Genomic DNA, 9,596 nt, shown 5'->3' with positions numbered 1-9,596 from the left:
TGTGATGGGGCGGGAGCCGATCAGACCGGCTAGTCATGCTCTCGTTACCGAAGCGGTCCAACACGCCGGGCAACCGCAGGGCGGCAGGCGCTGCGGAAAGCGCCGACCGGGCCTGTCAAGCACGGGGAGCAGGTGGACGTCGACGTCGTCCTCAAGATGCTGCGGGAGTAACAATGGCGAGGTTGTCGCGCACGCCCCGAAGCGCACAACGGGTCGCCAATGGAAAGGCGAAAGCGAAACCTGAGGATATTGAACTCATCGCCAAAGTCCTGGAGTGGGCCGGCGAGGGAATGCGTGGCATAAAATTCTCCTGCGCCAATGACGCCGTCGACGAGCCCATCACCATAGTTCAGCCGAGAGACCATCTCTACGTGCTGCTTCGCAGGTGGCCGATCGACGTGCCTGACTATCCGGACCAGTTCGAAGTCCTCGGCCTCTTCGAATACCCGGGGGCTCCGCCGTAGTGGAGTTCAGCGCCCGGCCCTCCTGGTCCTGCGGCCTGTCGGAGAAGGCCGCTCCAGCACCTCTTTCCCAAGACATGTTGGGAAGGGTATGATCCCAACATGTCTTGGGAAAACGACGACGATCTGGTACCGCTACGAGCCCTGGCCAACCCGCTCCGCATCCGCATCGTCTCGCTGCTCACCGGCACGTCCCTGTCGGCCACCGAGGTGGCGGAGGAGCTTGGCATCGCCCACGCCTCGGCCAGCTACCATCTGCGCCAGCTCGCCGAGGCGGGTTTCCTGGAACAGGTCGACGAACAGCCGCCGCGAGGAGGCAAAGGCCGGCCCCGGAGGCGCTACCGTTACGACCCCTCCAGCGGAGCCCGGCTGGACCGGACGCAAGGGCGGCAACTGCTTCACGAGGCGCTGAGCGTCGACCTGTCACGACGCCTCACCGAGGCCCGGGCCACGCGCATGTCGATGGACGCCGAGGTATGGCTGGACCGGTCCGTGTGGGAGGAGGTCGCGGGGCTGATCGACCAGGCGGTCGCTCTGGTCCACGACAAGGCGGGGCCGCCCCGGTCCGGCGACCGGATCAAGGTGAGCATGACCGCCCTGCTGCTGGAACTCGACGACGCGCGATGACCCGCCTGCTGCTGTGCACGGGAGCGTGCTTCCTGTCGCTGGGGCTGCTCGTACCCGTCATCCCGAGGTACGTCACCGGCCCGCTGGACCAGGGCCCCGGCCTGGTCGGCGTCTGTCTGGCGGTGACCTCCGTGTCCGCCCTGCTCGCCCGGCCGGTCGCGGGCAGGCTGGCCGACCGCCGGGGTCGCAGGGCGACCGCCGGCGCCGGCGCCCTGCTGCTGGCCGCCGCCTCGTCGGCGGTGCTCGTGGCCGACTCGCTGCCGCTGTTCCTGGCCTGCCGGGCCGTCGCGGGGATCGGCGAGGCTCTGACGTACGTCGGCCTGGCCGCCGCGGCCGGCGACCACGAACGGCGCGGCGCGGCGATCACTCACTTCTCCGTCGCGGTCAACGCCGGTCTGCTCGCCGGACCGCCCCTGGCCGAGGCCGTTCGGGTCGCCGCCGGTCTGTGGGCCGTGTGGGCGTTGTCGGGAGCCATGGCCGTCGCCGCCTTCGCCGCCTGTCTGTCCCTGACCGGCCCGGCGGGCGGCGAGCCGTCCCGGGCGAGGAGGGCCGGACCGCTCGTCCACCGGGCGGGACTGGCTCCCGGGTTCGCCTACTGGGCGTCGGTGTGGGGATACACGGCCTTCAGCGCCTTCCTGCCGTTGCACGTCGCGGCACTGGGCGGCGGCGACAGCGGCGCCCACTTCCTGCTCTACGGCTGCGTGCTGCTCACGGTACGGCTGGCCGGTCATCGGCTGTCGACCCGGATCGCCCCGCGCACGATGGCTGCGGTTTCGCTCCTCCTCACCGCGGCGGGGCTGTCCGTGCTCGTCGTCTGGCCGTCCGTCACCGGGGCGCTGGTCGCGGCGGCGGTCCTGGGCGCCGGGCAGGCGCTGGGCCTTCCGGCGTTCCTGACCATGGCGGTGACCGGCCTGCCCGCCGAGCAGCGCGGCTCGGCGCTGGCCACCACGACGGCGTTCTTCGACCTGGGGTTCCTGACCGCCGCGCTCGCGCTCGGCGCCATCGTCCAGTCCCTTGGCCTGGCGTACGGGTTCGCCGCCGCGGCCGCGGTGGCGGCGCTGGCCCCCCTGCTGTTCCTCCCCTTCAGCCGCACGCCTCATAAGGCATCCCCCCAAGGAGACCTCCATGACCATTCCCGCCACTGAGCTGGCCGGGTACGCCGACGTCGTCTTCGACATCGCCGTGCCGGTCGTCCGCGACGACCGGGTTCTGATCAACGCCGAGATCGAGCATGCCCCGCTCGCCCGCGCCCTGGCGGAGGCCGCGTACGCCCGAGGCGCTCGTTATGCCGACATCTGGTACTTCGACCCGTATGCCAGACGGTCGCGGGTCCAGCACGCGGACGCGGAGACGCTGGGCGAGGTTCCGTCCTGGCTGGACGCGCGGAACGAGGAACTCGCCCGCCACTGCGGCGTCCTGGTCAACATCCGGGGCACCGCGACCCCGGATCTCCTCGTCGGGCAGGATCCGATCCGGGCGGGTCTCGATCGGATGCCCCACCTCACGTCGAGGCAGCGGCTCCAGCTCGGCAGCCTGGTCCGTTGGACCATCGTCCCCTGTCCGACGGCGGAGTGGGCTCAGGCGATCTTCGGGGAGCCGGACGAGGCCCGGTTGTGGCAGCACCTGCGCCGCATCCTCCGGCTCGACCAGTCCGATCCGCGGGCCGCCTGGGAGCGACGCATCGCCGAGCTGCTCCACCGCGCGGAGGTGCTGAAGGACCTGCGTCTCGACGCCGTACGGTTCGAAGGTCCGGGGACCGACCTGACCATCGGCCTGCTGCCCGACGCCCACTGGACCGCGGCGCGCCTCGAATCGGTCGAGGGGCACGTCTTCCAGTGCAACCTCCCTACCGAGGAGGTGTTCACCACTCCCGACCACCGCCGGGTGGAGGGCAGGGTTCGCTCGACGCGTCCGCTGGTCCTCAACGGGACCGTCATCCGCGACCTCGAACTGACCTTCACCGCGGGCGTGGTGACCGAGGTACGGGCGAGCAGCGGCGCGGACGTCGTCCGCACCCACCAGGCGACCGACGCCGGGGCCGCGCGGCTCGGTGAGCTGGCTCTCGTCGACGGCTCCTCACCGGTCGGGCAGTCGGGGATCACCTACCTCGAAACTCTGCTGGACGAGAACGCCACCTGCCATCTGGCCTGGGGCGCCGGGCTGCCTCCCGGCGTGCCCGCGCACCTGCGGGAGGCCGCCGGCCCGGACGCGGCCGGGGTCAACCGTTCCCGCGTGCACGTCGACTTCATGGTGGGGGGCCCGGACGTCACCGTCACCGGCATCGGCCACGACGGCGGCGCGGTCGAGCTCCTCCGCGACGACGAATGGCAGGTATGACCGGGCATCGAGACGCCCCAGGAGTGGCCGGTCAGGGCCCGGTGATGCTCGTGTGGAGGATGAGCCCGTCTCCGTCCGCCGGCTGGAACCCGAGTTCACGGAGTTCGGGGGTGCCGATCGCGGTGACCACGCGCAGAGCGCCGGCTTCGGTCACCGCGCGGACCGCGAAGCGCGCCAGCGCCGTCCGCACGTCCGACGGGACCCCGGGCTGGATGTGCACCAGTGCCAGCCGGGCGGTGGTGCGCGATGGGTCGTCCCAGGACGCGACCGCGTGCCCGACGTGCGGTTCTCCGCGGGAGTTGTCGACGTAGGCCTCATGCCAGCAGGCCAGCCTGTCCTCGGCGAGCAGCCGCCGGGGAAGGCTCACGTCCATCCCCTCCGCGGCCAGATGGGAGCCCGCCTCGGACGGAGGCAGCGGAACCAGCGCCTCCGGCGATGCGTACGTGAAGGAGGTCCCCTCCCGCTCGGGCCCCGAGGAGCGGGGCACGCCGACGCGGAAGACCGGCGTGACGAAGTACCCGGCGGGAAGGACGTCGGCGGGATCACGGTAGGCCAGGACGATGGAGCCGTCCCGGACCGTCCGGCGGCCCCACATGACCAGCCCGGTCGCGAGGTTCTCCTGGAGGCCGGCCATGACGTCCGCGGCCCAGGCGAAGGCCGAGGGCACCGGCAGGCCGGTCCACGGGCTGCTGGGCTCCGTCGGATACGCGACCTCGACGGCGTAGACGTTCGGATCACGGCACCAGCGGAACGTCAGGAGCATGGCGTCCGGCTTCGCGACGACGTCAAGGCCGGAGTACCCGTCCACCATCGTGGCCGAGTGCAGCGCGCACGTCCTGAGCGCTTCGAGGATCTCCGCTCGCGACCACTCCACCGCCACCGGACCAGGTTGGCACAGCCTTCCTGGCCGGATCAAGAACTGCCGCTCCCGGCCCGCCGGATCGTGCAGGCTAGGTCGGCTGCCGTGAGGCGCTTCTGTCGTGGTCGTGGTCGTGGTCGTGGTCGTGGCCGGAGGCGGGCTGCGGGTCACCGGGAGCGGCGGCACGGCGGCGCAGGCCGAAGGCGGTGATCAGGGCTCCGGCGGCCACGGCCGCGACGGGGACGAGGAGGGCGAGGCGCTGGGACTCCAGCACCGCTTCCGGCGTGCCGGCGTCGCCGAGCGCGGCGACGCTCACCGCGGTCACCGCGGACAGGCCGAGCGCGGTGCCGAACTGGATGGAGGTGTAGAGCAGACCGCCGGCCAGGCCGTGCTCGGGCTCCGCGACCCCTTCGGTGGCGGCCATGGTCAGCGGGCCGTAGGCCAGGGAGAACGCCAGGCCGAGCAGGAACATGGTCGGCAGCATGGCCGCGTACGTCCAGTCCATCCCCATCGGCAGGAAGAGCGCGTACCCGAGGACGGCGAGGACCATCCCGGCGAACAGCACGCGGGCGTTGCCGAACCGGTTGACCAGCCGGGGGGTGAGCGTCGGCGCGAGGATCACGTCGAGGCTGATCACGAGCATGGCCAGGCCGGTCTGCAGGCTGCTCCAGCCGCGCACCTCCTGCAGGTAGAGGGTGACCACGAACTGGAAGCCGGCGAACGCGGCCAGGAAGAGCAGGGCGCCCAGGTTGGCGCGTACGAGCGAGGGTGAGCGCAGGATGCCGAGCCGGACCAGGGGGTGGCGCGCCCGCCGTTCGATCAGTACGAAGACGGCCAGCAGGGCGAGGCCGGCGGCGAGCACGCCGAGGGTGAGGGCGAGGCCGTGGCCGGGCTGTTCCAGCCGGACCACGCCGTACACGAGCAGCAGCATCGCGCCGGTGATGCTGAACGCGCCGGCCAGGTCGAACCCGCCGGGCGGGCGCTCGGGGACGGGGCTCTCCTTGAGCAGGATCAGCGCCGCGACGAGGATCATCGCCGACAGGATTACCGGGGCGAAGAACACCCAGCGCCACCCGATGGAGGCCAGCAGGCCGCCGGCGACCAGGCCGAGCACGTAGCCGCCCGAGGCGGTGCCGGCGTACACGCCGAGCGCCTTGGTGCGCTGCGGCCCTTCGGGGAAGTTGCCGGTGATCAGGGAGAGCCCGGCGGGCGTCATGAACGCGGCCGCGACCCCGGTCACGAAGCGGGCCGTCAGCAGGGTCCACCCGTCGTTCGCGAAGCCTCCCAGGCCGGAGAAGATCAGGAAGACGGTCAGCCAGAACAGGAACATCCGGCGGCGTCCCAGCAGGTCGGCGGCCCGGCCGCCGAGCAGCATGAAGCCGCCGTAGCCGAGCACGTAGGCGCTGACCACGCCGCTGAGCATGCCGGTGGACAGGCCGAGATCCGCCCGGATGGCCGGCAGTGCCACGTTCAGCATGGCCACGTCGATCCCTTCCAGGAAGATCGCGCCGGCGAGCACGAAGAGCACGCCCCACGAGCGTGCGGACATCGAGGTGGGCACGGTGCGGTCCTTTCGCAAAAGCAGAACCGGCCTGCGGTTCCTCGACCGCCTGCCGGTTCCTTCTTGTAACCAGCAGCATCGTCGAGCATCATGAAATGTCATGGAAGACGGCACTTTTAAGTCACTCGGTCACTGCGGGGATACCGGCGACGACTACGACGTTCTCCAGTGGGACACGCGGGAGGACTGCGAGGTCCGGCAGATCCTCGACCGCGTGGCCGACAAGTGGTCACTGCTGGTCATCGCCCTGCTCGACCGGCGCAGCCTGCGCTTCACCGAGCTGCGCCGCCTGATCGACGGGGTCAGCCAGCGCATGCTCACCCGTACGCTGCGGCACCTGGAACGGGACGGGCTGGTCAGCAGGACCGTGCACCCGACCGTCCCGCCGCGCGTCGACTACGAGCTCACCTCGCTGGGCGTCACCCTGCACTCGACCATCCGCGAGCTGGTCGTCTGGACGGAGACGCACCAGAACGAGATCGCCGCCGCTCGCACCGCCTACGACGCCCGCGTGCTCGCCGAGCAGCGGGCCGCCGAGGCGGAGGCCGCCGAACGGGCCGAGATCGCCCGCACCGCCCTGACCGGCACCCGCTGACCCGCGACGGGTGCGGGCCGTGCGGGCGTGCTACGGGTGGGAGCGCCGGTACGCCTGCCAGACCTCCTGGCGGAGCCGTCCTCGGGGCGGGACCTCCAGGCCGTGCTCACGGGCCCAGGCGCGGACCTCGGCCGTGCCTGGCTCCGGCCGCTCCCCCGGTTCATCCGCGGCCGCGGCCGGGCCGGATGGGTGGTCGGCGGCGGCGTAGGCGGCGGCCAGGAAGCGGTAGGTCCACTCCTCGGCGAGCTTCCGGGTCTCGCAGAACACGATCGGCACGCCGGGGAAGGCCACCTGCAGCTCGGCGATCCCGTCGGCGACCACCGCCGGGCGCGCGTGTTCGAGCTTGAACACCTGGCTGTAGCGGTCCTCCACGACGACCGCGGCGTGCGGCAGCGCGGACAGCTCGGTCAGCTGGTACTTCAGCCGGCTGTTGAACAGGGACGCCACCAGGTCGGCCAGGCTCTTGCGCTCCACCGCCGCATGCAGCGCCCCGGCGACCTCCACGCCGTAGTCTCCGCAGGGCAACCGCCGTCTGACGAGCTCGACCTGCCGGCGGGGGAAGGCGTAGGCGTACCGCTCGCCGCTGTCGACGACAATCGGCAGGGCGGTGACTCCGGAGGCGCGGGCGGTAGGGGTCGTCACCTTCGGGCGGGCCTGCTTGCGCACCCGGGCCGTCTGCCAGAAGATCGCGTCCCGGCCGCGGGCCGTGGTGAAGACGATCTGCGACCGGTTCTCCCGCGCCCGGTCCAGCACCAGGTCGATCGCCGCGCCGCGCCGCGCACACGAGCGGACCGGAACCCGCTCGACCACCTCGGGCTCGGCCGGCCACTCCTCCGGGCCGACGGGGTAACAGTAGATCGCCTTCTCGCGCGGCCAGGTGCCGCCCGCGCGCAGGAAAAGGCCCTCTCCGAGCGGCAGCCGGATCAGGTAGGGCAGTCGGGACTGCTGATCCGGGTTCCGGACGATGACCAGCTCGCGCATGCTCCCAGTCTGTCCCAACTCGCGCGTACGCCCGAGGAAGGCGCGGTGCGTCGTCCCCGGCCGGGGTCCGGCGCGGGCTAGCGTCGGGTGGCATGAGGATCGACGGCGCGCGCGTCCTGATCACGGGGGCGTCCTCGGGCATAGGCGCGGCGACCGCGCGGGCGATGGCCGCCGCGGGCTCGCGACTGGTGCTGGCGGGCCGTGACGGGGAGCGGCTGCGCGCGGTGGCGGCCGAGACCGGCGGGCGGGCGGTCGTCGGCGACGTCACGACGGACGCCTCCGGGCTCGCCGGGGAGGCCGCCCCCGTCGACGTCCTGGTCTGCAACGCGGGAGAGGGCTGGGCCGGGCCGTTCGCCCGGATGCCGGCGGGGCGGGTGGACGCTCTCGTGGCGGTCAACCTGACGGCGCCGATCGAACTGGCGCGGCTGCTGCTGCCCGGCATGATCGACCGGCGCCGGGGACACCTCGTCTTCGTCGCCTCGATCGCCGGCGCCGTCGGCGTGGGAGGCGAGGCGGTCTACTCGGCCGCCAAGGCGGGGCTGGTCGTCTTCGCCGAGGCGCTGCGGGACGAGCTGTCCGGGTCGCCCGGCGTCGGGGTGTCGGTGGTGTTCCCCGGGGTGGTGGCCACGCCGTTCTTCGCCAGGCGCGGTGTCCCGTACGACCGGCGCTGGCCCGCGCCGATCCCGCCGGAGCGGGTGGCGCGGGGCATCGTGACGGCGATCCGGCGCGGCAGGTCCGAGTGCTACGTGCCGGGCTGGCTGCGCCTGCCGGCGCGGCTGCGCGGCGCCGCGCCGGGCCTGTTCCACGGGCTCGCCCGGCGGACGGGCTGAGCCGGCGGGTCCACGCGGGCCTCGCGCGCCCGGCGGGGTCAGTGGTCGCGTACGGCGCGGAGCGACTGACGGAGTGAGCCCAGCGTGGCGAAGATCGCCGTGGGTTCGTAGCCGCAGTGGGCCATGCAGTTGGCGCACCGGTCGTCACGGCCGCGGCCGTAGGCGTCCCAGTCGGTCTCCTCGATCAGCTCCCGGTAGGTGCGGGCGTATCCGTCGGACATGAGGTAGCACGGGCGCTGCCAGCCGAACAGGGAGTACGACGGGATCGCCCACGCCGTGCACGGGAAGTCGACGCGGCCTTCGAGGAAGTCGAGGAACAGGGGCGAGTGGTTGAACCGCCACCTGCGGCGGTTGCCTCCGGCGAACGCCTTACGGAACAGGGCGCGGATCTCCGCGACGCCGAGGAAGTGGTCCTGGTCCGGCGCCTTCTCGTAGGCGTACGCGGGAGAGATCATCATCTGGTCCACGCCCAGGTCGTCGTTGAGGTAGTCGAGCACCTCGATGACGGTCCGCGGGCTGTCGGTGCTGAAGAAGGTGGTGTTCGTGGTGACGCGGAACCCGCGCCGCCGGCATTCGCGGACGGCGGCGACCGCCTCCTCGAACACCCCTTCCTTGCACACGGCCGCGTCGTGGCGCTCTTTGAGCCCGTCGATGTGCACCGTCCAGGCGAAGTAGCGGGACGGCTCGAACTGGTCGATCTTCTTCGGGATGAGCAGCGCGTTGGTGCAGAGGTAGACGTACTTCTTGCGCGCGATGAGCTCCCGGACCAGTTCCCCGATCTGCGGGTGCATGAGCGGTTCGCCGCCGGCGATGGACACCATCGGGGCGCCGCACTCCTCGATCGCCGCGACCGCCTGCTCGACGGGCATCCGCCGGCGCAGCACGTCGGCCGGGTGCTGGATCTTGCCGCAGCCGCCGCAGGCGAGGTTGCAGGCGAACAGCGGTTCCAATTCGACCAGCAGCGGGAACTTGGCGCGTCGCCGCGCCTTGTTGCGCAGGATGTAGCCGGCGACACGCAGACTCTGGCGGATCGGGATCGTCATGGCTGTGCGTCCTCCGAGATGGTTTCGCCGGCGGTCCGGCGGGTGCCGGAGGTCACCGGGCCGAGGCCGCGCAGCGCGTTCTCGGCGGTGTCGACGAGGGAGGGCGGGGTGGAGCCGGTGGTGGTGAGGACGACGGTGCGGACCCCGGGGAGCCAGCCGAGTTCGATCCGCTCCGGCGCGTCGACGAGCCGGGCGGGCGGCGTGGCGTTCTCCAGCAGCCGCCGGGCCTCCGGGGAGCCGGCCGGCCCGAGCACGAGGACGAGGTCGGCCTCGCCGGGGTCGGGCGGGTCGCGCAGCACCGT

10 protein-coding genes and 1 pseudogene are annotated in these 9,596 nt (G+C 72.1%); 6 read left to right on the top strand and 5 right to left on the bottom strand.

Going from position 1 to position 9,596, the window contains the following annotated elements:
* Window positions 1-173: 173 nt before the first annotated feature.
* From OUY22_RS33765 to OUY22_RS33750, 4 genes are all read left to right on the top strand, one after another.
* Window positions 174-464 (top strand): hypothetical protein, encoded by a 291-nt coding sequence (locus tag OUY22_RS33765; protein WP_270159342.1) that lies wholly within the window; start codon window positions 174-176, stop codon window positions 462-464.
* Window positions 465-563: 99 nt separating this feature from the next.
* Window positions 564-1,088 carry an ArsR/SmtB family transcription factor gene (locus tag OUY22_RS33760; protein ID WP_270159341.1) on the top strand — a complete coding sequence of 175 codons (525 nt, stop codon included), beginning with the start codon at window positions 564-566 and terminating at the stop codon, window positions 1,086-1,088.
* Window positions 1,085-2,233 (top strand): MFS transporter, encoded by a 1,149-nt coding sequence (locus OUY22_RS33755; protein ID WP_270159339.1) that lies wholly within the window; start codon window positions 1,085-1,087, stop codon window positions 2,231-2,233. The genes OUY22_RS33760 and OUY22_RS33755 overlap by 4 nt, the downstream gene beginning before the upstream one ends.
* The gene (locus OUY22_RS33750) at window positions 2,214-3,425 is read left to right on the top strand and encodes an aminopeptidase (protein ID WP_270159338.1); all 1,212 of its coding nucleotides are present in this window, start codon (window positions 2,214-2,216) and stop codon (window positions 3,423-3,425) included. Before OUY22_RS33755 ends, OUY22_RS33750 begins: the two co-directional genes overlap by 20 nt.
* Window positions 3,426-3,456: 31 nt before the next feature.
* Here the strand turns inward: OUY22_RS33750 and OUY22_RS33745 are convergent, their stop codons facing one another.
* Both OUY22_RS33745 and OUY22_RS33740 read right to left on the bottom strand, forming a co-directional pair.
* The gene (locus tag OUY22_RS33745) at window positions 3,457-4,305 is read right to left on the bottom strand and encodes a hypothetical protein (RefSeq protein ID WP_270159337.1); all 849 of its coding nucleotides are present in this window, start codon (window positions 4,303-4,305) and stop codon (window positions 3,457-3,459) included.
* A 70-nt stretch (window positions 4,306-4,375) separates the two neighbouring features.
* On the bottom strand, window positions 4,376-5,845 hold the full coding sequence (locus tag OUY22_RS33740; RefSeq protein ID WP_270159336.1) for an MFS transporter: 1,470 nt from the start codon (window positions 5,843-5,845) through the stop codon (window positions 4,376-4,378).
* A gap of 100 nt (window positions 5,846-5,945) precedes the next feature.
* On the opposite strand from OUY22_RS33740, the gene OUY22_RS33735 reads away from it, so the two are divergent.
* Complete coding sequence (locus OUY22_RS33735) at window positions 5,946-6,440, top strand: winged helix-turn-helix transcriptional regulator (RefSeq protein ID WP_270159335.1); 495 nt, start codon at window positions 5,946-5,948, stop codon at window positions 6,438-6,440.
* A 30-nt stretch (window positions 6,441-6,470) separates the two neighbouring features.
* Here OUY22_RS33735 and OUY22_RS33730 read toward each other — a convergent pair whose 3' ends face one another.
* On the bottom strand, window positions 6,471-7,421 hold the full coding sequence (locus OUY22_RS33730) for an ERCC4 domain-containing protein (protein ID WP_270159334.1): 951 nt from the start codon (window positions 7,419-7,421) through the stop codon (window positions 6,471-6,473).
* A gap of 92 nt (window positions 7,422-7,513) precedes the next feature.
* Here OUY22_RS33730 and OUY22_RS33725 point away from each other — a divergent pair, with 92 nt between their 5' ends.
* A complete protein-coding gene (locus OUY22_RS33725) occupies window positions 7,514-8,251 on the top strand; it encodes an SDR family NAD(P)-dependent oxidoreductase (protein WP_270159332.1) in 738 nt (245 codons plus the stop codon).
* Between the two features lie 38 nt (window positions 8,252-8,289).
* Here OUY22_RS33725 and hpnH read toward each other — a convergent pair whose 3' ends face one another.
* Together hpnH and OUY22_RS33715 are read right to left on the bottom strand one after the other, a co-directional pair.
* A complete protein-coding gene (gene hpnH / locus OUY22_RS33720) occupies window positions 8,290-9,294 on the bottom strand; it encodes an adenosyl-hopene transferase HpnH (protein ID WP_270159331.1) in 1,005 nt (334 codons plus the stop codon).
* Window positions 9,291-9,596, bottom strand: a pseudogene (locus OUY22_RS33715) (hypothetical protein); the annotation flags it as partial. The gene hpnH and the pseudogene OUY22_RS33715, both read right to left, overlap by 4 nt.

Origin of the sequence: Nonomuraea corallina, assembly GCF_027620315.1 — a bacterium.
Lineage (GTDB): Bacteria > Actinomycetota > Actinomycetes > Streptosporangiales > Streptosporangiaceae > Nonomuraea > Nonomuraea corallina.
The sequence above is the reverse complement of the archived record's forward strand: the minus strand, read 5'-3'. Positions and strand labels throughout refer to the sequence as shown.

Bases quoted from the DNA above. Each gene is read 5' to 3' on its own strand.
- OUY22_RS33755 (WP_270159339.1), top strand. From the start codon at position 1,085: ATGACCCGCCTGCTGCTGTGCACGGGAGCGTGCTTCCTGTCGCTGGGG.
- OUY22_RS33760 (WP_270159341.1), top strand. From the start codon at position 564: ATGTCTTGGGAAAACGACGACGATCTGGTACCGCTACGAGCCCTGGCC.
- OUY22_RS33730 (WP_270159334.1), bottom strand. From the start codon at position 7,421: ATGCGCGAGCTGGTCATCGTCCGGAACCCGGATCAGCAGTCCCGACTG.
- OUY22_RS33735 (WP_270159335.1), top strand. From the start codon at position 5,946: ATGGAAGACGGCACTTTTAAGTCACTCGGTCACTGCGGGGATACCGGC.
- OUY22_RS33750 (WP_270159338.1), top strand. From the start codon at position 2,214: ATGACCATTCCCGCCACTGAGCTGGCCGGGTACGCCGACGTCGTCTTC.
- OUY22_RS33765 (WP_270159342.1), top strand. From the start codon at position 174: ATGGCGAGGTTGTCGCGCACGCCCCGAAGCGCACAACGGGTCGCCAAT.
- OUY22_RS33725 (WP_270159332.1), top strand. From the start codon at position 7,514: ATGAGGATCGACGGCGCGCGCGTCCTGATCACGGGGGCGTCCTCGGGC.
- hpnH (WP_270159331.1), bottom strand. From the start codon at position 9,294: ATGACGATCCCGATCCGCCAGAGTCTGCGTGTCGCCGGCTACATCCTG.